The 20,863-nt window shown below is 71.4% G+C and carries 25 protein-coding genes; 10 read left to right on the top strand and 15 right to left on the bottom strand.

The genetic code is table 11. The annotated features are described in order from the left end of the window. Positions 1-147: 147 nt before the first annotated feature. Together LCH29_RS23565 and metF are read left to right on the top strand one after the other, a co-directional pair. Positions 148-1,131 carry a carbohydrate kinase family protein gene (locus LCH29_RS23565; protein ID WP_446463724.1) on the top strand — a complete coding sequence of 328 codons (984 nt, stop codon included), beginning with the start codon at positions 148-150 and terminating at the stop codon, positions 1,129-1,131. Continuing rightward, positions 1,128-2,108, top strand: a complete 981-nt coding sequence (gene metF, locus LCH29_RS23560; RefSeq protein ID WP_446463723.1) for a methylenetetrahydrofolate reductase [NAD(P)H] — start codon at positions 1,128-1,130, stop codon at positions 2,106-2,108. Before LCH29_RS23565 ends, metF begins: the two co-directional genes overlap by 4 nt. On the opposite strand, the gene LCH29_RS23555 is transcribed toward metF, so the two are convergent. Then, positions 2,035-2,514, bottom strand: coding sequence for a nuclear transport factor 2 family protein (locus tag LCH29_RS23555; protein WP_446463722.1), 480 nt, complete (start codon positions 2,512-2,514; stop codon positions 2,035-2,037). The genes metF and LCH29_RS23555 overlap by 74 nt on opposite strands. A 131-nt stretch (positions 2,515-2,645) precedes the next feature. On the opposite strand from LCH29_RS23555, the gene LCH29_RS23550 reads away from it, so the two are divergent. After that, on the top strand, positions 2,646-3,425 hold the full coding sequence (locus tag LCH29_RS23550; RefSeq protein ID WP_446463721.1) for a 2OG-Fe(II) oxygenase: 780 nt from the start codon (positions 2,646-2,648) through the stop codon (positions 3,423-3,425). A gap of 1 nt (position 3,426) precedes the next feature. Here LCH29_RS23550 and LCH29_RS23545 read toward each other — a convergent pair whose 3' ends face one another. From LCH29_RS23545 to LCH29_RS23510, 8 genes are all read right to left on the bottom strand, one after another. Then, positions 3,427-4,086, bottom strand: a complete 660-nt coding sequence (locus LCH29_RS23545; RefSeq protein WP_446463720.1) for an alpha-ketoglutarate-dependent dioxygenase AlkB family protein — start codon at positions 4,084-4,086, stop codon at positions 3,427-3,429. Further along, a complete protein-coding gene (locus LCH29_RS23540) occupies positions 4,083-4,646 on the bottom strand; it encodes an ABC transporter substrate-binding protein (protein ID WP_446463719.1) in 564 nt (187 codons plus the stop codon). The genes LCH29_RS23545 and LCH29_RS23540 overlap by 4 nt, the downstream gene beginning before the upstream one ends. Further along, on the bottom strand, positions 4,643-4,954 hold the full coding sequence (locus LCH29_RS23535) for an Ada metal-binding domain-containing protein (RefSeq protein ID WP_446463718.1): 312 nt from the start codon (positions 4,952-4,954) through the stop codon (positions 4,643-4,645). Before LCH29_RS23535 ends, LCH29_RS23540 begins: the two co-directional genes overlap by 4 nt. Beyond that, positions 4,951-5,688 (bottom strand): 2OG-Fe(II) oxygenase, encoded by a 738-nt coding sequence (locus LCH29_RS23530; protein ID WP_446463717.1) that lies wholly within the window; start codon positions 5,686-5,688, stop codon positions 4,951-4,953. Before LCH29_RS23530 ends, LCH29_RS23535 begins: the two co-directional genes overlap by 4 nt. Then, complete coding sequence (locus LCH29_RS23525) at positions 5,685-6,215, bottom strand: methylated-DNA--[protein]-cysteine S-methyltransferase (RefSeq protein ID WP_446463716.1); 531 nt, start codon at positions 6,213-6,215, stop codon at positions 5,685-5,687. Before LCH29_RS23525 ends, LCH29_RS23530 begins: the two co-directional genes overlap by 4 nt. Before the next feature lie 43 nt (positions 6,216-6,258). Next, positions 6,259-6,768, bottom strand: a complete 510-nt coding sequence (locus tag LCH29_RS23520; RefSeq protein ID WP_446463715.1) for a methylated-DNA--[protein]-cysteine S-methyltransferase — start codon at positions 6,766-6,768, stop codon at positions 6,259-6,261. A 120-nt stretch (positions 6,769-6,888) separates the two neighbouring features. Continuing rightward, positions 6,889-7,041 carry a hypothetical protein gene (locus LCH29_RS23515; RefSeq protein WP_446463714.1) on the bottom strand — a complete coding sequence of 51 codons (153 nt, stop codon included), beginning with the start codon at positions 7,039-7,041 and terminating at the stop codon, positions 6,889-6,891. Positions 7,042-7,225: 184 nt separating this feature from the next. Beyond that, positions 7,226-8,110 (bottom strand): NAD(P)-dependent oxidoreductase, encoded by an 885-nt coding sequence (locus LCH29_RS23510; protein WP_446463713.1) that lies wholly within the window; start codon positions 8,108-8,110, stop codon positions 7,226-7,228. 119 nt (positions 8,111-8,229) lie between these two features. On the opposite strand from LCH29_RS23510, the gene LCH29_RS23505 reads away from it, so the two are divergent. After that, positions 8,230-8,598 (top strand): winged helix-turn-helix transcriptional regulator, encoded by a 369-nt coding sequence (locus tag LCH29_RS23505; protein WP_446463712.1) that lies wholly within the window; start codon positions 8,230-8,232, stop codon positions 8,596-8,598. Positions 8,599-8,616: 18 nt separating this feature from the next. Further along, complete coding sequence (locus tag LCH29_RS23500; protein ID WP_446463711.1) at positions 8,617-8,961, top strand: hypothetical protein; 345 nt, start codon at positions 8,617-8,619, stop codon at positions 8,959-8,961. Between the two features lie 5 nt (positions 8,962-8,966). On the opposite strand, the gene LCH29_RS23495 is transcribed toward LCH29_RS23500, so the two are convergent. From LCH29_RS23495 to LCH29_RS23480, 4 genes are all read right to left on the bottom strand, one after another. Next, positions 8,967-9,296 carry a deoxyxylulose-5-phosphate synthase gene (locus LCH29_RS23495; protein ID WP_446463710.1) on the bottom strand — a complete coding sequence of 110 codons (330 nt, stop codon included), beginning with the start codon at positions 9,294-9,296 and terminating at the stop codon, positions 8,967-8,969. A 57-nt stretch (positions 9,297-9,353) separates the two neighbouring features. Then, positions 9,354-10,007: a hypothetical protein gene (locus LCH29_RS23490; RefSeq protein WP_446463709.1), complete on the bottom strand. Its 654-nt coding sequence runs from the start codon at positions 10,005-10,007 to the stop codon at positions 9,354-9,356. Between the two features lie 69 nt (positions 10,008-10,076). Continuing rightward, entirely contained in the window at positions 10,077-11,099 is a 1,023-nt protein-coding gene (locus tag LCH29_RS23485) for a zinc-dependent alcohol dehydrogenase family protein (RefSeq protein WP_446463708.1), read from the bottom strand. Positions 11,100-11,134: 35 nt separating this feature from the next. After that, entirely contained in the window at positions 11,135-12,421 is a 1,287-nt protein-coding gene (locus LCH29_RS23480; RefSeq protein ID WP_446463707.1) for an MFS transporter, read from the bottom strand. Positions 12,422-12,559: 138 nt separating this feature from the next. Between LCH29_RS23480 and LCH29_RS23475 the strand changes: the two genes are divergently transcribed. The 3 genes from LCH29_RS23475 (at position 12,560) to LCH29_RS23465 (ending at position 16,433) form a co-directional block, all read left to right on the top strand. Further along, complete coding sequence (locus LCH29_RS23475; RefSeq protein ID WP_446463706.1) at positions 12,560-13,468, top strand: helix-turn-helix domain-containing protein; 909 nt, start codon at positions 12,560-12,562, stop codon at positions 13,466-13,468. 143 nt (positions 13,469-13,611) lie between these two features. Next, on the top strand, positions 13,612-15,567 hold the full coding sequence (locus LCH29_RS23470) for a beta-N-acetylglucosaminidase domain-containing protein (RefSeq protein WP_446463705.1): 1,956 nt from the start codon (positions 13,612-13,614) through the stop codon (positions 15,565-15,567). A gap of 83 nt (positions 15,568-15,650) precedes the next feature. Next, positions 15,651-16,433, top strand: a complete 783-nt coding sequence (locus LCH29_RS23465; RefSeq protein WP_446463704.1) for a DUF899 family protein — start codon at positions 15,651-15,653, stop codon at positions 16,431-16,433. 19 nt (positions 16,434-16,452) lie between these two features. Here LCH29_RS23465 and LCH29_RS23460 read toward each other — a convergent pair whose 3' ends face one another. Further along, a complete protein-coding gene (locus LCH29_RS23460) occupies positions 16,453-17,646 on the bottom strand; it encodes a cytochrome P450 family protein (protein ID WP_446463703.1) in 1,194 nt (397 codons plus the stop codon). A gap of 150 nt (positions 17,647-17,796) precedes the next feature. Here LCH29_RS23460 and rutA point away from each other — a divergent pair, with 150 nt between their 5' ends. Continuing rightward, positions 17,797-18,861 carry a pyrimidine utilization protein A gene (gene rutA, locus LCH29_RS23455; protein WP_446463702.1) on the top strand — a complete coding sequence of 355 codons (1,065 nt, stop codon included), beginning with the start codon at positions 17,797-17,799 and terminating at the stop codon, positions 18,859-18,861. Between the two features lie 131 nt (positions 18,862-18,992). Here the strand turns inward: rutA and LCH29_RS23450 are convergent, their stop codons facing one another. Then, on the bottom strand, positions 18,993-19,568 hold the full coding sequence (locus tag LCH29_RS23450; protein ID WP_446463701.1) for a CGNR zinc finger domain-containing protein: 576 nt from the start codon (positions 19,566-19,568) through the stop codon (positions 18,993-18,995). 82 nt (positions 19,569-19,650) lie between these two features. On the opposite strand from LCH29_RS23450, the gene LCH29_RS23445 reads away from it, so the two are divergent. After that, on the top strand, positions 19,651-20,823 hold the full coding sequence (locus tag LCH29_RS23445; RefSeq protein ID WP_446463700.1) for an epoxide hydrolase: 1,173 nt from the start codon (positions 19,651-19,653) through the stop codon (positions 20,821-20,823). The last annotated feature ends 40 nt before the right edge of the window (positions 20,824-20,863 follow it).

Raw genomic sequence — 20,863 nt, 5'->3', positions numbered from 1 at the left:
GACGGCGGCCTACGGCCACTTCGGCCGCGAGGACTCCGACTTCACCTGGGAGCGCACCGACCGCGTCGACGCCCTCCGCGCGGCGGCCGGTCTGTAAACCGCTGCGTCTTTCGACCCCCACCGACCGCTCCCAAGGAGGACACCGACGTGCGCATCGCCGTCACCGGATCGATCGCGATAGACCATCTGATGGCCTATCCCGGTCGGTTCGCCGAGCAACTGATCGCCGGACAGCTCGACAAGGTCTCGTTGTCCTTCCTCGCGGACGATCTGGACGTCCGGCGGGGAGGCGTCGCCGCGAACATCGCCCTCGCCCTGGGCAGGCTCGGGCTCACCCCCCTCCTCGTCGGCGCGGCCGGGGTCGACTTCGCCGCCTACGGCTGCTGGCTGCGGTCCAACGGCGTGGACACGGAGTCGGTGCGGGTCAGCGAGACGCGCAGGACCGCGCGTTTCGTATGCACCACGGACGCCGACCAGAACCAGATCGCGACCTTCTACGCCGGTGCCATGGCCGAGGCGAAGGAGATCGCGCTCGAACCGACCGTGCAGCGCGCCGGGGGCCTCGACCTCGTGGTGATCGCCCCCAACGACCCCGAGGCCATGCTGCGGCACACCGACGAGTGCCGCAGCCAGGGGTACGCCTTCGCCGCCGATCCCTCGCAGCAGCTCGCCCGCACCAGCGGGGACGAGGCGCGCAGGCTGGTCGAGGGCGCCCGCTACCTGTTCACCAACGCCTACGAGGCGGCGATGCTCCGGGAACACACCGGCTGGAGCGACGCCGACATCCTGGACCGGGTCGGCACCTGGATCACCACGGACGGAGCCGAGGGCGTCCGCGTCGCGGCGGCGGGGCGCCCGACGCTGGAGATCCCCGCCGTCCCGACGTCCGGGGTGGTCGACCCCACCGGCGGCGGCGACGCGCTGCGCGCCGGATTCCTCGCCGGGCTCGCCTGGGGGCTCGGCCACGAGCGGGCCGCCCAACTCGGCTGCGCCCTGGCCACGGTGGTCCTGGAGTCGGTCGGCACCCAGGAATACCAGCTCTCCGCGGACGACCTGGTGAGCAGGCTGGACAAGGGCTACGGCGGCGAGGCCGCCCGGGAGCTCGAATCCCACCTGGCGGGGTCGGCATGACCGCGCCGCCCCGGCCGCACCCGACCGGACGCGCCCTCGCCGAACCCCCGGTGCCCGCTTCCCCGACGCGGGCGCGCGCACCGCGCCGGAACCTGGCCGAGGTGCTCGCCGCGGGCGAGCGCTCGTACTCCTTCGAGTTCTTCCCGCCGAAGAACGAGGCGGGGGAGCGGACCCTGTGGAACGCGATCCGGCGCATCGAGCAGTACGCGCCGACCTTCGTCTCGGTGACCTACGGAGCGGGCGGCTCGTCGCGGGACCGGACCATCGGGCTGACCAAGCGGATGGCCGCGGAGACCACCCTGCGGCCGGTCGCCCACCTCACGGCGGTCGGGCACTCGATCGGCGAACTGCGGAACATCATCGGCCAGTACGCGGACGCCGGAATCCTCGACGTCCTCGCCCTGCGCGGCGACCCGCCCGGCGACCCCCGCGGGCCCTGGCTCGCGGAACCGGACGGGCTGACCTACGCGAGCGAACTGGTGGCGCTCATCCGTGAGTCGTGCGACTTCAGCATCGGGGTGGCGGCCTTCCCGGAGCGCCACCCGCGCTCCCCGGACTGGGACAGCGACATCCGCCACTTCGTGGCCAAGTGCCGGGCGGGCGCCGACTACGCCATCACGCAGATGTTCTTCGACGCCGAGGACTATCTGCGGCTGCGCGACCGGGTGGCGGCCGCGGGCTGCGACATCCCGATCATCCCCGAGATCATGCCCGCGACCGACTTCCGCCAGGTGCGCCGCTTCGCCGAACTGAGCGACGCCCACTTCCCCGACGACCTCGCCTGGCGGCTGGAGGCCGCCCAGGGCGACGCCGACGAGGGGCGCCGGATCGGGGTCGACCATGCCACCGCCATGGCCCGGCGGCTGCTGGACGAGGGCGCGCCGGGCCTGCACTACATCACGCTCAACCGATCGGCCGCGGCGCTGGAGATCCATCGGAATCTGGCGCCACGACCCGTCCGCCACACGCCTCGCTGATCGCGGCGGGGTCCCAGTAGTAGGGCCGGATCTCGCGGATGCGGCCGTCCCGGAGGGTCACCGTCTGCACGATGGAGGTGACCACTTCGCGGCCGGTCGCCCGCGAGACGAAGCGCACCCGGTTGGCCGCCACCACGGTGTCGCGGTCGACCAGCTGCCGCTGTTCGAGGAATTCCATCGACTGCCACAGCTCGCCCATGACCGCGATGAACCGCTCCATGCCCTCGGGCCCGTGCCACACGCCCGTGAACGGCAGCCCCGGCGCCTGGTGCAGCTCCACCTCCGGGTCCAGGCACGCGGCGATCTCCTCGAATCCGGCCCGGCCGGGACCGCCCGCCATGACATAGGTGCGCTCGGCCTCGTAGAACCGCTGCATCACGGCGATGGCGCTGTCGTTCGAAGACATGGTGTGACGACTCCCGGGGAAACTTCGGACGCTTCGTTCTCGTACCCCAGCCAAGCGCCCGGGACCCCGCATTGCTGGCGGGATTCGGTCATCGCGCTCCGCGGCCGCGCCCAACCGGAAGACTGTCGGCCATGGACCAGACCGAACTGCCCCTCGACCTGCCCGGCGACACCCCGGGCGCCGGGGACGCACCGCACACCGCCCACGACGCCGTCCCCGCCCTCGCGGACCTGGACTGGCCCGCGCTGTACGCCCAGCTGAACGAGAACGGTGTGGCCCTCACCCCTCCGCTGCTCTCCCGCGCGCAGTGCGAGATGCTCATCGGCACCTTCGACGACCCCGCGCTGTTCCGCTCGACCGTGGTGATGCAGCGCTACGACTTCGGCCGCGGCACCTACAAGTACTACGCCGACCCCGCCGCCGTACCGCTCGTCCAGACCCTGCGCGAGAAGCTGTACCCGCCGATGGCGTGGATGGCCAACCAGTGGGCGCCCCTGCTGAACGAGCGCACCTTTCCCGCCACCCTGGACGCACTGCTCGCCGAATGCGCGGACAACGGCCAGCGCCGGTCCACCCCGCTCATCCTCGACTACGGCCCCGGCGACTACGCCTGTCTGCACCAGGACATCTACGGGGACATCGTCTTTCCCCTCCAGATCGCCTTCATGCTGAACGAGCCCGGCCAGGACTTCACCGGCGGGGAGAACGTCTTCGTGGAACAGCGCCCCCGCTCCCAGTCCCGCGCCCTCGTCCTCACCCCACGCCTCGGCCAGGGCATGATCTTCCCCGTCCGCCACCGGCCCGTGCGGGGGTCGCACGGCTACCGCCGCCACCCCATGCGGCACGGCACCAACGCCGTGGCCTCGGGGCGCCGGACCACGCTCGGCGTCATCTTCCACAACGCGCGCTGAGTCAGTCCGTGAGGCCGGTGACGCGCATGGTGATGTTCAGCCGCCCCGAGGCGAGCCCGTTGGCGGGGTCGGCGGTGCCCTCGTACACCTTGGGCACGCCGTGGTACACGTACCGGGACGGGCCGCCGAAGACGAACAGGTCGCCGGAGGCGAGTTCGATGTCGGTGTAGGGCTTGGTGCGGGTTTCGGTGTTGCCGACGCGGAAGACGCAGGTGTCGCCGATGGACAGCGACACGACCGGCGCCGAGGACCGCTCGTCCTTGTCCTGGTGCATGCCCAACTTGGCCTGACCGTCATAGAAGTTGATCAGCGCGGTGTCCGGGGTGTACGCGGCCGCGCCCTGGGTGTCGCCGTAGGCGTCCAGCAGCGCGCGGCGGCCCAACTGGACCATCCAGTCGGGGAATTCGGCGACGCGCGCACCGTTCACATCTCCCGCGGTGCGGGTGTACTTGTACGGCTGCCAGTGCCAGCCGATGCACACCGTCTGCACCGACATCACGCCACCGCGCGGCAGGCGGGTGTGGCGGATGGGGACCGGGCCGGTGGCCCAGGCGCGGCAGGCGGTGACGAGTTCGCGCTGCCGTTCCGGGGTGAGCCAGCCGGGCAGGTGCACGGCCCCGGGGGAGATCTCCATGGCGGGGCGGGGGATCAGGGCGGTCATGCGGTGCTCCCGGGCGGCGGATAGGAGGTGACCCAGCGGTGGCGTACGGCCCAGGTGCCGCCCTCGGCGGTGGCACCGCGCAGGCCGTGCAGCGTGTCCGGCCCGGCCAGCGCGGGGAGGCGGGAGTCCCTGAGCGCGGCGAAGGCGACCGTGCGGGCCGGGTCCCAGTCGGTGGAGTGGCGCAGCCGGCGGGCCAGCTGGGCGAAGCCGAGCGGGGCCGCGGCCATGACCCAGGCGTCGGGCTCCTCGGCGGTCAGCCGACGCGCGGGGCGCAGCCAGGACGCGGCGCTCTCCGGCCAGTCCACCGTGGCGAGGACCCTTCCGCCGCGCGCCTTCCAGGCCGCCGCGAAGGCGTCGGCGGCGGCGCGGGAGGCCGGGTCGCGGCTGTGGCCGACGGCGACGGTCTCGATGCGGCTCCTCGCGGGGGTCAACAGCCCGATGAGGGCGTCGAGTTCGGGTGCGGTGTGCGGGGCGGGGCGCGGCAGATCGCCGTACGCGGCCAGCTCCTCCGCGGGGATCAGGGGCGATCCGGATGCCGGTGGTCCCGTGAGACTGCTCATGGTGTGGTGGTGTTCTCCCGGTTGGCTTTCCACAGGGCGTACTTCCGGGGCAGGCACACGGCGCACGGCCGGTATCCGGCCGCGATCGCGGTGGCCTCGTCCGTAAAGAACACCCGGTGTTTCACGTAGTGGCCGCGGGCGATGGCCCGCAGCGCGGAGGGGCAGTCCAGACGCCCGTAGAGCCGCATGCCCCGGTGTCCGCCGAGACTGCCCGGAGTGGCGCTGCGATACGGCACCCCGTCGGGGCCGATCAGGGTGTGCGGGCGCCGCTCCGGGAGCCGGGCGGGGTCGGCCGGGGCGGGAGTCATGCGGCGTCGTGGAAGACGAGGCCGAGGGTGTGGCGGTGTCCGGAGCGGACCGTGCTCACGCCGTGCCGCATGGGTCCGTTCGCCCAGCCGCGCTTGGAGGCCACGGGGCGGTCCCGGGTGGTGAAGATCAGCCCGTGGCCCTTGGGCAGCGTGGTGGACGATCCCCTCGACTGGGCGCGGGGGCGCTGCTCGGTCATGATGAACTCGCCGCCCGTGAAGTCCTCGCCGGGGGCGTCGAGGCCGACCACGACCTGGAGCGGGAAGAGCATCTCGCCGAACACGTCCCGGTGCAGGGCGTTCCAGTCGCCCGGACCGTAACGCAGCAGGATCTGGGCGGACTTGGCCTGCCCCGCGTCGTGGCACATCGTCAGCCACTCCTCGAGGGTGTCCGGCCAGGGCGCGGGCCGGTCCAGTTTGCGGGCCCAGTCGCGGGCGATGGGCAGCAGCCGCGGATAGAACGCCTCGCGCAGCTCGCGGACCAGGTCCGGGAGGTCGTGGGTGAAGTAGCGGTACTGGCCCGAACCGAAGCGGTAGCGGGCCATGTCGATGGTCGTGCGGAAGCGCTCGGTCTCGTCGTACAGCCCGGCGATGCGGTGGCATTCGCCGGGAGTGAGGAGGGGCCCGGTGAGGGCGTGGCCGAACTCGCCCAGTTCGCCGGTGAGCGCGTCCCAGTCGTCCGCCGCGACGCGGTCGGCCACCCGGTCCTGGGTCGCGGAGCTGATGGTGTCGGTCATGAGGTGCCGTTCCTTTGCGGTGCCGCGGACTCGTGTGCGTGCTCCAGGTCCAGCAGCTGTCGTTTGCGCTCCAGACCACCGGCGTATCCGGTCAGCGCGCCGCTGGCGCCGATCACCCGGTGGCAGGGCCGGACGACCAGCAGCGGGTTCGCCCCGATCGCCGTGCCGACGGCGCGGACCGCGGCGCGCGGGGCGTCGATCCGGGCGGCGATGTCGCCGTAGCTGAGGGTCGTGCCGTAGGGGATGGACTCCAAGGACGTCCAGACGCGCTGCTGGAAGGCGCTGCCGCCGGTGACGTACTCGATGTCGAAGCGGGTCAGCTTGCCGTCGAAGTACGAGCGGAGCTGGCGGGTGATGTCGGCGAAGGCGTCCGCGTCCTCGGTCCAGCCGTCCTGGACGGTGGGGCGGCGCTTCTGCTCCGGCACGGACAGGGAGGCCAGTGCGGTGCCGCCCCTCGCGGTCGCCGACTCCTCGCCGACCAGGAGCAGTTCGCCCAGGGGGCTGTCCATCGTGGTGTAGACCGTCATCGGCCTCGTTCCTCCGGTGATTGTCGAGGTGTGCCGGTGCGGGTCACATGAGGGTCGGCTGGAGCACGCCCTCGTGGGTGAGGAGCTGCACCTTGCGCTCGACCCCTCCGGCGTAGCCGCGCATGGTCCCGTCCGCGCCGATCACCCGGTGGCAGGGCCGCACCAGCAGCAGCGGGTTCGCGCCGATCGCGGTGCCCACGGCCTGGACCTGCCCGCGGGGTACGCCCAGACCGTCGGCGAGCTGCCCGTAGGTGGTCGAGGTGCCGTACGGGATCTCCTCCAGCGCGTGCCATACGCGCTGCTGGAAGTCCGTGCCGCCGCCGGGCGTGAACGGGATGTCGAAGGCTGTCAGCTTGCCGTCGAAGTACGCGCTCAGCTGCCGGGCGACCTCCGCGAACCGGTCGGGTGCGCGGCGCCACTCGGGCCGTACGGCCGGGGCGTTCTTCTGCCCGGGCATGGACAGCGAGGTCAGGGTGAGGGTGTCGTCCGGTGTCTCTTCGCCCACCAGGAGCAGTTCGCCCAGAGGGCTGTCCAGCGTGGTGTAGATGGTCATCGTCGTGCTCTCATCGCTCGTCCGCTGTGGCTTCACTGTCAACGATGAGGGGTCGCGGCCGGGAATGCTGGCGGTATTCGGACATTACGCTGGGGCGCGGGGGCGGCTTCGGCGGGGGCCCTAGGAGGGTGCATGGCGTACGTACGCCACGGCCGCCAGCCTGCCGCGTCTCCCGGCCCGGCGCCCGTGTGCCGCATACCCGGCCTGGACGGCCACGTCGCCGGTGAGCAGCATGCGGATGTAGCCCGCCGTCCAGGGGCCGACGCCGCGCAACCCGCCCAGCGCGGCGTGGGCCGTGGGGAAGAGGTGTGTCAGCCCGCCGCCGGGCGTCCGCAGCGGCCGCCCGAGCGCGCCGCTGAGCGGGCACGGCGTCCGGGCGACAGCGGAGGCAGGCCCGGAACCCGGGCCCCTGGACCGTGCTCCCGCGCTCAGCGGGCGCTGCGGGCGCTGCGGAAGGTCACGCCCGGGGGCGCGGGGCGCGGATGCCGTCGATGATGCGGGTCCAGTTGTCGCCGCCGTGCCCGTCCTCGATCGCGCGCCGGTAGTGCGCCTGAACGGCTTCCGGGAGCGCGAGGTCGAGGCCGAGCGACGCGCTGGTTTCCACGATGTGGTCGGACGTCGCGCCCATCATCGTGACGGTGCTGAGGTCGCCCGGATGCTCCCCGGCATCCAGCGCGGCGCCGGGAGTCTCCTCGCCCGCCGCCACGATCGCGCCGACCGAGTCGGTGAGGGCGAGCAGCTCCGGCAGCACCTCCTGGGCCTTCATCCCCACACTGCCCAGCATCGCGGTCGCGTGCATCAACCCGGACAGGGTGGTGAGGAACAGCGCGAGCTGGGCCTGGTACATCATCTGGGCGAGGCCCGGATCGTCGCCCAGATACTTCGGCGCGCCGAGCAGCGCCAACGCCGCCCGGTGGCGCTCCAGCGCCTCGTCGGGGCCGCTGTAGTAGATGTACGAGGCCTCGGTGCCGACCATCGGCGCCGGGACCATGACACCGCCGGTGAGGAAGGTGGCGCCGTGGCGCGCCGCCCAGGTGCTCGCCTCGCGCGTCCGGTCGGGAGTGTCCGAGCTCAGGTTGACGAGTGTCCGCCCGGTGAGCGATCCGGAGGCGCCGCCCAGGATGTCGTACATCGCGCGGTAGTCGGTGAGGCTGAGGATCACCAGCTCACTCGCCTCGACCGCTGCGGCCGGGGTGGCCGCGAGCGTGGCGCCGTCGGCGACGACGCCGTCCGCCCGGCCGGCGGTGCGGTTCCAGACGGTGACCGGATGACCGGCGGCCAGCAGGGCGCGGGTCATGGCCTGGCCCATCGGGCCCAGCCCGAGGACGGTGACGGGGCTCATCTGCCCGGAGTATGGGGTGTGTTGTTCGTTCACCCTTCCATGATCGGAGCGCCCGACTACTCTCGGAAGTACCCACTAAATACTGCGGTACTTACCTTTTTGTAAGGAGCGGCACAGCGATGGCCAGGACTCCGAGAAGCGGTCCCTACATCTGCGGCATCGACGCCGCCCTCGACGTGGTGAGCGGCAAGTGGAAGGGGCTGATCCTCTGGGAACTCGACGCCCATCGCGTACGCCGCTTCTCCGAACTCCGCCGCGGCCTCCCGGGCGTGACGGAGAAGATGCTGACCCAGCACCTGCGCGAGATGGAGAAGGACGGCCTCGTGCACCGCGAGGTCTACGCCGAGGTGCCGCCCCGCGTGGAGTACTCCCTGACCGAGCACGGCCATACCCTCAACCAAGCGCTCGGCCCGCTCGGCGCCTGGGGCGTCGACCGGATCCGCCGCGAGGGCTCCGAAGTGGTCGATGTGCCCGAGACCGCGCACTGACGGGCACGCGGGGCGGACATGCACAGCACCCTGACGGAGCACGCCCGGTGTCTCTACGGAGACGAGTACCGACCCACGCCGGAATGCGACCGGGAGCACCGGGAGCACTACTTCGTCGAGGAGCTCACCTTCGCGGACGCTGAAGAGATCCTCGCCATGCTGCGTGAGCTCAGCCCACACCTGGTCGACGGCCAGTTGCCGGTCTGGGTCCGGAATCTGGCCTATCGGCTGGTGCTGTTGCAGCGGCCGGACGATCCGGAGCTGATGCGCGAGGCTGCCAAGAGCCTGTGGCTTCACGGACCGGACTGGGACGGCATCGCGACCGACCTGGAGAGCCGGGCCGACGCCCTGGAAACCGGCTGACACCCCTAAGGGAGGTCGCGCCGGACCAGGGCCTCGTAGATCGGCTCCCCGGTGGTTCGGGTGTAGGCCAGCCGTTCCCGTACCTCGTGGAGTGTGCGGGGGCGGTAACCGGGGCCGCCGCAGCAGCTTTTGTGGAACCGCACCCCCGCGTGCAGCAGCACGGAGAGCACCCGCCACCCCGCCGTGTCCCGGCGGGGAGGCGGAGCGAAGGCGGACCCCACGTGGATCATCGACCGTGCGCAGCGCGGGCACAGCCGGTCGTAGGAACCGAGGTAAGGCTGTTTGTACGACGCCCGGCACGGCAGGCACACATACGAGGTCTTCGCGTGAGGCATGCGCTCAGGCTACGAGCCTCGGTGCGGGTGAGCGACGAGATTTCGCGGGGTCGTCGGTCAGGGCGTGCGGTTCCGCATGCGCCGGCGGTGGCCCCTGACGTCGGGGCGGCCTATGTGGCCCGTCGGGCGCTGGGTCTCGCCGAGCCAGAGGTGGGGGACGTGACTCCGGACCGCGTCGACCACGGGCCGCTGGTTGGGGGCGGTGAGGGTGAGGCGGTGGCGCAGGCGGGGGAGGCCCGGGTGCAGGGGCTCCTCGTCGCGGACCAGGCCCCACAGGTTCGGGTCGTCCCGGTCGATGGGGCCGTTGGGGTACAGCTCCAGGGAGTAGATCTTCCCCTTGCGCCCGAACTCGCTCCAGTAGAGGGCGACTCCGGAGAGGCCGTGCCAGGGGATGACGTTCCGGGAGTCTCCCGTTTCGAGCCAGAGGCCCGTGTGGTCGATGAGGATCCGGTTGCGGCGGTTCGCCCAGAAGGGCACGAGGAGGATGACTCCGAGAACACCGAGGGCCACCATGAACGCGAGGCCCACGAACCCGCTGACGGTGGACTCTCCCTTCTGCTGACCCGTGGCGACCAGCACGACACCGAAGATGCCGACGGCGCCGATGGCCATGAGGACGAGGGAGCAGGGGAGCCCGGTCATGGCGCTGCGGCGGCCGATGCGTATGACCGTGGCGTTCGGCGCGGGGGAGGGCGTGTGCGGCGACGACATGGTGGGTGAGCTTAATCGGCGCGGGATGCCCGGCCCTCCGGAGGGCCGGGGCATCCCGCGGATGAGGGGTCAGACGGTGAGCAGGGCCTTGATGGCGCGGCGCTCGTCCATGGCCCGGTACGCCGCGGCGGCCTCGTCGAGCGGGAGGGTGAGGTCGAAGACCTTGCCCGGGTTGATCTTCCGCTGCCAGATCAGGTCGATCAGCTCGGGCAGGTACTGGCGCACCGGGGCCGGGCCGCCGACCAAGTGGACCTGGGAGAAGAAGAGTTCCTGGCCGCTGAGGGAGACGTCGTGGTTGACGCCCACGAAGCCGACGTGTCCGCCGGGGCGGGTGCTCCGGATGGCCTGCTCCATGGACTCCTGGGTGCCGACCGCCTCGACGACGGAGTGGGCGCCGAGACCGCCGGTCAGCTCCTTGATCTTCGCCGCGCCGGCGTCGCCGCGTTCGGTGACGATGTCGGTGGCGCCGAACTCGCGGGCGAGCCGCTGGCGCGGCTCGTGGCGGCTCATCGTGATGATCCGCTCCGCGCCGAGCTGCCGGGCGGCCAGGACCGCGAGCAGGCCGACCGCGCCGTCGCCGACGACCGCGACCGTCTTGCCCGGCCCGGCCCCGGCGGCGACCGCGCCGAACCATCCGGTGCCCAGCACGTCGGAGGCGGCCAGCAGGCTCGGGATCAGGTCGGCGTCGGGCGTGCCCGGCAGGGCGACGAGGGTGCCGTCGGCGTGCGGGATCAGGGCACGTTCGGACTGGGTGCCGACCTGGGCCATGAACACGCGGTGGACGCAGGACGAGGGGTAGCCGGAGCGGCAGATCTCGCAGGTGCCGCAGGAGGCGACGAACGAGCCGAGGACGAACTGGCCCGGCTTGAGGGTCTCGACCTCGCCGCCGACCTCCTCGACGACGCCGACGTACTCGTGCCCCATCGGCACGGGCTCGTCGACGGAGTCGATGCCGCGGTAGGGCCACAGGTCCGAGCCGCAGACGCAGGCCGCCGACAGCCGGATGATCGCATCCGTCGGGGCGGTGATCTTCGGGTCGGCGACCTCCTCCACCCGGACGTCGCCGGGAGCGTGCAGGACAGCAGCGCGCATGGGGGTTACTCCTAAGGATCAGTGAACAAGGCGGTTCAGGTGTTTTCGGGGGGTGCGGCGGCCGCACGGGCGACGACCGCGCCCGTGGGTGCCGCCGATCGGCGTCGTTGGACGACGGCGATCGCGATCGTGGGGATCAGCGTGAGCGCGGCGATGGCGGGGCCCACGGCGGCGGGCCCGGTGACTCCCAGCGGGGAGCCGAGGGCGAGACCGGCGATCCAGGAGCCGACGGCGGTGCCGAGGTTGAACGCCGACACGGTCAGCGCGGACCCCAGGGTGGGGGCCCGGCCCGCGAAGCGGACGCCCAGGGAGATCAGCACCGGGTTGGCGCCGAGCCCGAACAGCCCCAGCAGCGCGACCAGCGCGATCGTGGGCGCGGCGTAACCGGACAGCAGGCAGATCGCCAGCAGCAGGATCGTGGTCGCCGCGGCGGCCACGATCGTCGTCGCGTACGGACGGTGGTCTCCCAGACGGCCTCCCACCAGGAAGCCCGCCAGGGCACCGACACCGAAGCCGCCCAGGACCAGCGGCACCAGACCGGCGGCCAGCTGCGCCCGGTCGGTCAGCAGCGGCGAGACGTAGGAGTACGTCGACAGCACACCGCCGGTCGTGGTGGCGCAGGCCGCCAGCGCCAGCCACAGGCGACCGGAGCGCAGGGCGGACAGCTCGGTACCGACCGAGACCGCCTCGTGCACGGAGGCATCGCGCGGAACATGGCGGCCGATGAGCGCCATGGCGGCCACCGCGAGCGCGGCGAGCGCCCAGAACGGCCCCCGCCACCCCATGACCTGTCCGGCGAAGGCGCCGAGCGGCACACCGACGACGTTGGCGAGCATCGCACCGGAGCCCACGACGCCCAGGGCACGGGAGCCCGCCGCGGGACCGGCGGCGCGGGCGGCCACCACGTTGGCCACGGCCCAGAACGCGCCGGTCGCCAGCGCCGTCAGGAACCGCGCCGCCAGCAGCAGCGCGAAGCCGGTGCCGAGCGCCACGACGACGTGCCCGGCCGCGAACACACCCAGGGCCAGGACCAGCGTCGACCGTCTGGGCAGCCGCAGCGTGAGCATCGCCATCAGCGGCGCGCCGACGATCATCCCGACCGCGAACACCGTGATCAGCAGCCCGGCCTGCGCCACGCTGATCCGCACATCGCCCGCGATCTCCGGAAGCAGGCCTGCCACCACGAACTCGGTCGTGCCCATCAGGAACGTGCCCAGGGCGAGCACGTACACGACGAGCGGAAGCCGGGTGGGCGGACGCTCGCGGTCACCGACGCCTCGTACGTCGGCGGGGGCGTGGAGGGTTCCTCCTCGCGTGGTCATTCATCGTCTCCGCAGCGGATCGAACGTCAAGGTGCGCACCCCACGAAACCCCTCCCGTCGCAGGCGCGGGAGGCCGCGTTTATGGGGGGTACAAGCTCAACCCCCCTCCGCCGGGATCCGGGCCGTAGCGTGGAAGGCATGGAACACCGCGCCGACAACCGCGCCGACATCCGTGACTTCCTCGCCCGTCGGCGCGCCCAGCTCACCCCGGAGCAGGTCGGGCTGCCCACCAGCGCCCGGCGCCGGGTGCCCGGACTGCGCCGCGAGGAGGTCGCGGTCCTCGCGGGGGTGAGTACCGAGTGGTACACCCGGCTGGAGAAGGGCCACATCAGCGGCGTGTCCGAGGACGTCCTCGACGCGGTGGCCCGCACCCTCCAGCTGAGCGACGACGAACGCACCTACCTGTTCGACCTGGCCAAGGCCGCCCAGCCCCACCCCGCGGCCCGGCGCCGCCGCAAGGCCGTCGACGTCCCGCCCCGCGTGCAGTGGCTACTCGACTCCATGACCCTGTCCGCGGCGTTCGTCAGCAACGGCCGCCTGGACATGGTGGCCACCAACGCGCTCGCCCGGGCCCTCTTCGCGCCGATGTTCCACAGCGACACCACGGACGAACGCGGTCGCCCCAACTTCGCCCGGTTCTACTTCCTCGACCGCGGCTCACACGACTTCGTCGACAACTGGGACGACGGCGCCGAGATCACCGTCGCGCTGCTGCGCGCCGAGGCCGGGAGGTTCCCCCACGACAAGGCGCTGCGCGAGCTGGTCGGCGAGCTGTCCACGGTCAGCGCCGAGTTCCGCACCCGGTGGGCCGCCCACAACGTGCGCATCCACCACGGCGGCGTCAAACGCTTCCACCACCCCGACGCGGGTCCCCTGGAGCTCACCTACCAGCCGCTGAACCTGCCCATGTCCGCCCACGAGGCACACTCCCTGACCATCTACACTGCCGAGCCCGGTACCGCGGACGAAGACCGGCTCAAGCTCCTCGCCAGCTGGTCGGCGACCCGACCCGAGGCAGCGGGCTCTCCCGCGGACAGGGACCTCTAGGCGCTTTAGGGCCCGGGCCGTGGGTATGTGTTTCCGGAACGCCGCGCACCAGGAACCGCGCCTGCACCATTGCTCACTCCGCTCCACGTGTCACCGTCGTGCACCGCCGTCGTACGCCACGCCACGCCACGGAGGAGATGTCCATGCGCCGTAGCTCAGGACCCCTGGCCGCTGTGATCGCGTTCCTCACCTTCCTCGGGCTGCTGCTGCCCACCGCCGCCACCGCCGCCACCGATGCCAGGGCCGTCGGCCCGTTGCCGTCCGTCGTCCCGCGCCCGCAGGAGATGGCCCGGCTGGGCCCCGACATCAGGGTGCCCGCCGAGGTGCGCGTGGTCTACGGCGACGGGGTGGACCAACCCACGCGCGAACTCGTCGCCTCCGTCTTACGCCGGGCCGGGGCGCGGTATCTGCGGGGCGGCTCCGGACCGGGGTTGACGGTCACCGTCGGGCGGCTCGCCGACGCGCCGGTCGCGAACGCGCTGCGGGCCGCCGGGGGCCGGGTGCCCGCGGACCTGCCCGCGGAGGGGTACGCGCTCGCCGCGCGCGGCCGGACGGTGGCGCTCGCGGGCGCGGACGCCGACGGGACGTACTACGCGGCACAGACGCTGCGTCAGCTGGCCACCGGCAGCCAAACCGGCCGGGCAATCGCCTCGGTGGCGGTCGTGGACCATCCGCTGATGCCGCTGCGCGGCGTGATCGAGGGGTTCTACGGAAGCCCGTGGACCCACGCCGAGCGCATGGACCAACTGGCGTTCTACGGGGACGTCAAGATGAACACGTACGTCTACGCGCCCAAGGACGACCCGTACCACCGCGAGAAGTGGCGCGAGCCGTACCCGGCCGACAAGCTCGCCCAGCTCGGTGAGCTGGTCCGGCAGGCCATCGGCCACCACGTACGGTTCACCTTCGCGCTGTCGCCCGGCAATTCCCTCTGCTACAGCGATCCCGCCGAGTTCACGGCGCTCCAGGCCAAGCTGGGGGCGCTGTACGACCTCGGGGTGCGCAGCTTCTCGGTGCCGCTGGACGACATCAGCTACACCCGGTGGAACTGCGCCGCCGACCGCGCCGCCTACGGCGAGCCCTCGCAGCGGGCCGCGGGCGAGGCGCAGGCCGATCTGCTGAACCGGGTGCAGAAGGAGTTCCTGGACGCCCGCGAGGGCACCGCGCCGCTCCAGACGGTGCCGACCGAGTACGGCGACGTCACCGACACCGCGTACAAGAAGGCCCTGCGCGAGCGGCTGGACCCGCGGGTCGAGGTCATGTGGACCGGCACCGATGTGGTGCCGCCGCGGATCACCGTGGCCGACGCCACGCGGGCCGCCGCCGTGTGGGGGCGCAAGGTGTTCGTCTGGGACAACTACCCCGTCAACGACTACGGCCAGGCCGAGGGCCGACTGCTGCTCGCCCCGTACGACGCCCGTGAGCCCGGTCTGCACCAGCAGCTCTCCGGTCTGGTCCTCAACCCGATGAACCAGGCCGCCGCCAGCAAGGTCGCCCTATTCGGCGGGGCGGACTTCGCCTGGAACGACACCGCGTACGACCCGGACCGCACCTGGCGGACCGCCGCCGCGTATCTGGCCGGGGACGATCCGGACCCGGCCACCGTGTCCGCGCTCCTCGCCTTCTTCGACACCCAGCACCTCGCGCCCACCTTCGGTGACGAACCCTGGCAGCCCCAGGCGCCCGAACTGGCCGCCCGGCTGGCCCGGTTCCGTACCGACTGGGACGCCGGACGGCAGCGGGCGGCGCTGAACGCCCTGCGCCCCTCCGCCGCGCTGCTGGCCACCGCGTCGGCCACCATCAGGGCGGACGTGGCCGACCGCGGCTTCGTGGCGGACTCCGCGCCCTGGCTGGACGCGCTGGCGCTGTGGGGCCGTGCGTTCGAACGCACCCTGGACGCGCTGGGCGCCCGGCTCGACGGCGACACCGCGCGGGCGCAGCGCTGGTTCGCCGAGGCGTCGTCGCTGGCCGCGCGGGCGGGGCGGATCCGCACGATCCCGGGCGAGACCCGCCCCGAGGGCCCCGTCCGCGTCGCCGACGGAGTGCTCGACACCTTCCTGGCGGCCGCGCCCGGACTCGGGAGCCGCCCGGCGCGATGAGTTCCGGCCGGGCCGCGAGTCTCTACCGGTGAGCGTCGGAGCACGCCGTACGCTGCCCGGCACGAGACACCGCGGAGGACACCATGACGACCACGCCCGGCAACGCGAGCAGCAACCTCCCCGGCAAGCCGCCCGTCGTCGACCTGGCCACCTGGCAGGCGGCGCGGGCGGAACTGCTGGTCCGCGAGAAGGCCCACACCCGTGAGGGCGACGCGATCGCCGCGGCCCGGCGGCGGCTGCCGATGGTCGAGCTCGACGGCACGGTCGAGGTCACCGGCGCCGACGGGCCGGTCCCGTTCCTCGACCTGTTCCAGGAGCGCGACGAGCTCGTCGTCTACCAGCACATGTGGTACGACGGCGCGCCGCACCAGGGGCAGTGCGAGGGCTGCACCACCACGGCCTGGCACCTGCGGGACGCCGTCTACCTCAACGCCCGGGGCGTCTCGTTCGCCATCCTGACCTCGGGCCCGTGGGACGAGGTGGCCCGCTACGTGGAGTTCATGGGCTACACCCAGCCCTGGTACTCGGTGCGGGGCGTGGAGGCGCCGATCGGCGGGGAGATGGGGCACCTCGCGTGTTTCCTGCGCGACGGCGACCGCGTGTTCCTCACCTACTCCACGACGGGCCGTGGCAACGAGCGGGTCAACGGCTCCCTCGGCCTGCTCGACATGACGCCCTGCGGCCGCGGCGAGGCGTGGGAGGACAACCCCGAGGACCGGCCCGTGGGCGGGCAGGCGTGTTGGTCCTGGCGCACGGACGCCGACGGGACCGCCACCTGGGGCCCGACCAGCCGCCCCGTACCCCAGTGGACCCGCCCCGGCGCGACCCCCGTGAAAACCCTCGGCCGGCACGGCCCCCACCACTGACCCCCGGCTCGGCGACCTCTCACAGGGAAACGGGAAGCGCGGACAGACACCGGCTCCGCGGTGAGACGAACCACCGCAGCTCGTCCGGGGAACCGATCAGCGACAGGTCGGGGAACCGTCGCAGCAGCGAGGTCACGGCGATGCTGTTCTCCAGCCGGGCCAGGGCCGCACCGGGACAGTAGTGGGGCCCGTGCCCGAAGGCGAGGTGGGGGTTGTCCTTCCGGCAGGGGTCGAAAACTGACGGGTCCTCGAAGCGCTCCGGGTCGCGGTTGGCCGACGCCCAGGAGAGCCACACGCGATCCCCGGTCACCACGTCGGTGTCCCCGATCCGCAGGTCGTGGGTGGCGAAGCGGCGCACCGCGAGCATGGTGGGCGAGTTCCAGCGCAGCGCTTCCTCGGTCAGGTTGTGCATGGGCAGTTCCCCGGAGGAGAACGCGGCCCGGTGCGCCGGGTGGGTGAGCAGCGCCATGACGGTGGTCGAGATCAGGCTTCCGGTGTTGTGGTAGCCGCCGAAGAGCAGCAGGAAGGCCATGGCCACCAGCTCGTCGGCGCTGAGGCGGTCGTCGTTCTCCTGGGCCAGGACGAGTTCCGACAGGAGGTCGTCGGCGGGGTGTTCCCGCTTGCGGTCGATCAGGGCGACGAGGAAGCGATGCATGTGCCGCATGGCGTCCCGGGACTGCTGGGCGGCTCGGGGATCCGGGCTGAGCAGGGTGTTCGTCCACTCCCGGAAGTCGGGCCTGCTGCCCGGGGGAATGCCGAGCACGCGACAGATGACCTCCATGGACAGGGGCATGGCGAGGTCGGCCACCACATCGGCGCGAGGGCGGGACGCCATCCGGTGCAAGAGCTGGTCGGTGATCGCCTGAACGTCGTCGCGCAGGAGCTGGGTTCGCCGGGCCGTGAACGTTCCGTTCACCAGCCGCCGGAGCCGGGCGTGGTCCGCGGCGTCCCTGTTGAGAAGGTGGCTGTCGAGCTCGGGCGGCAGGGAAGCGCCGTCCCGGCCGCCCGTTCGGGCATGGCGCTTGTTGAGCGACAGCGCGGGGTCCATGGCCGCGTCGCGCACCTGCTGGTATCCGGTGACGAGGTGGAGCGGGGCACCGTCCGCCGCGACGGCCCGGTGGACGGTGCCCGCACGCCTCAGGCCCGCGTAGGAGGCGTGCGGATCCGAGAAGAAGCACGCGTCGAGGAGGACGGGATCCGGTACGGACGACATGTGGGGCTCCGTAGGTGTCACGTGGGGTCGGTCATGATCGTGCCACGAACGCCGCCGTCGGCGAGGCGGACTTGATCATCGACCGCCATGGCGTGGCACGGTTGCTGTTCCGGATCACACCGGCACCCCACGGGACCGTTCAGGAGCGGCATGGACATCGGCGTCTTCATCCCCATCGGCAACAACGGCTGGCTCATCTCCAAGAGTTCTCCGCAGTACATGCCGTCCTTCGAGCTGAACAAGGCCATCGTGCAGAAGGCCGAGGAGCACGGTCTCGACTTCGCCCTGTCGATGATCAAACTCAAGGGGTTCGGCGGCGAGACCGAGTTCTGGGACCACTGCCTGGAGTCGTTCACGCTGATGGCGGGCCTGGCCGCCGTGACGGAGCGGATCAAGCTGTACGCCTCGACACCGATCCTCGCCCTGCACCCGGCGATCACCGCGCGCATGGCCACGACGGTCGACTCGATCGCCCCCGGCCGGTTCGGCGTCAACATCGTCACCGGCTGGGCGCCCGGCGAGTACTCCCAGATGGGACTGTGGCCCGGGGACGACCACTTCGGCAACCGCTACGCCCGGGCCGCGGAGTACGTCACCGTGATGAAGGAGCTGTGGCACGACGGCGTCAGCAACTTCAAGGGCGAGTTCTACACCCTGGACGACTGCGTGCTCTCCCCCGGACCGGCGAACGGCCACATCGACATCGTCGCCGCCGGGCAGAGCACCACCGGCATGAAGTTCTCCGCCGAGCACGCCGAGTACAACTTCATCCTGGGCAGCGGCGTCAACACCCCGCTCGCGCTGTCGGACACCACGGCCACGCTCGTGGAGGCGGCGCGCGAGACCGGCCGCGACGTCGGAGCGCTCTCGCTGTTCATGGTCATCGCGGACGAGACCGACGAGGCCGCCCAGGCGAAGTGGAAGGACTACCACGACAACGCCGACCACGCGGCGCTGGCGTACATGGCGGGGGAGACGGCCACGGACACGACCTCCGACGGCGCCTCGACCGCCAGGACCATCTCGCTGCCCGAGGGCGCCGTGAACTTCAACATGGGCACGCTCGTCGGCTCGTACGAAACCGTCGCGGCGATGCTCGACGAGGTCGCCGGGGTCTCCGGCACCAAGGGGATCATGCTGGTGTTCGACGACTTCCTCGAGGGCATCGAGAACTTCGGTACGCGCATCCAGCCACTGATGCGGTCCCGCTCGTGACCGGCGGGGCAGGCTAGGGCAGGGCGAGAATGACCGCGGCGCCGCCGATTCCCGTACGTTTCCGAGCGATACGGCATCCCCGCCCGCGGTCGCCCACGGCGAAACCGTCACGGACGACCGGCTATCGCACATCACTCCGCTGATCTGGCGTTTTTGCGCTGGTTGGCCATGAAGCGCGCTTTCTTCTGACGATTCCCGCACGTGTTCATGTCACACCACTTGCGGGTGCGACTCCGGCTGGTGTCGAAGAAGGCGGCTTGGCAGGTCGATGACGCGCACAAGGCCAATTTTCCGTCTCGTTCGCCCGCGATGATGCTGATCGCGTCGGCGGCGATCACGCTGAGGGCATCTTCCACGCAGGAAGCCGGGCTGAGCCGCCATCGCCGTTCACCCTCGGGCGTCAGGATCGCCGCGGCCCGACCCTGAACGCTGTGGTCATTGATGACCTGGACAGCAGATGCGGGGAGAGCGTCCTGGAGCGCGGCCGCTGTCGCGGCGGCATGAATCGACTCCCTCAGTTCCCGGGCGAGGTCGAGCTGGGCAGTGGTGCAGGACGCCACGGCGAGGTCGTTCACCGCCAGCCAGTCGACCAGTCGGTCCGGCGTGGGAATGCGCTCCACGGCGTCGCCATGCCGCTCCGACAGGGTCCCCGTGAAGCTGGTCGCGAGCACCTTGCCGAGGCGGAAGTCAGGAAATCCAGCACGCATGGAACCACCTTAGATGGTTGCGGCGTGGCTCGGAGTACTGGTAGAACCGTCTTAGCCGGTTCCGCGATGGCCAGGAGGTCTCATGTCCCGTCTGACCAGCGACGTTCAAGCGTTTGAAGCCCACGCATCCGACGCTGACCTCGACGATCTGCGCGCGCGGCTGGCCGCGGCGCGACTACCGGAGGCTGAGACGGTCTCTCACGCCGCGCCCGGCCCTCGCCGATGGGAACAGGGCGTTCCGCTCGCCGACCTCGTCGATGTCGTGCACTACTGGCGCACCGGATACAACTGGCGGTCGTTCGAAGAGCGCCTCAACCGGATCGGCCAGTTCCGCACGACCATCGATGATCTGGGAATCCACTTCCTGCACCGCCGGTCCGCGCGCGCGGATGCCACTCCTCTGCTCTTGACGCACGGCTGGCCGGACAGCATTGCCCGATTCATCGATGTGGTGGACGAGCTGGCCGATCCGACAGACGCGGGCACGCCTGCGTTCCACGTCGTGGTCCCGTCGCTCCCAGGCTTTGGGTACAGCGACAAGCCGGCCACCACCGGATGGGGAACCGAAAAGGTCGCCGCCGCATGGGTGGAGCTGATGGGAAGGCTCGGCTACAGCAAGTTCGCAGCTCACGGCGGCGACTGGGGAGGTAATATCACCACGGTTCTCGGCGGCAGGTTCCCGGCGCACGTTCTGGGCATCCACACGACGTTCGCGGAGGGGCCGCCCGGGTTGACGACGGACGGGCTGACGGCGGTCGAGCGCACGTGGGCCGAGGAAACGCGCGATTTCTGGCGCCACCGTGCGGCGTACGCGAAGCAGCAGGCGACCCGACCGCAGACCATCGGCTACTCGCTCGTCGACTCACCGGTCGGGCTTCTCGCCTGGATCCTTGACAAGTTCGCCGAGTGGTCGGACACCGAGGACAGCCCGTTCGAGACGATTTCCAGAGACCGCGTTCTTGACGACGTCACCCTGTATTGGCTGACGCGGACCGGCGCATCGTCGGCCCGCATTTACTACGAAAGCCACAACTCGCTGGACCCCGGACTTCGGGTCGACGTCCCGTCGGCAATCACCATGTATCCCCGCGACGTCGAGAAGTGTCCGCGCCCCTGGGCACAGGAGCGGTACCGGCAGATCGTCCGATGGAGTACGCCTGAAAGCGGGGGACATTTCCCGTCGCTGGAGGTTCCCGAGTATTTCGTCAACGACCTGCAAGAGGGCCTCGCGGCAGTGCTGGCCGCGCATCGGTAAAATGGTTTGCCGGTCATGGCGCGGTGCCAAGAGAATGCCG

The organism is Streptomyces sp. BRA346 (genome assembly GCF_052851135.1).
The sequence above is the reverse complement of the archived record's forward strand: the minus strand, read 5'-3'. Positions and strand labels throughout refer to the sequence as shown.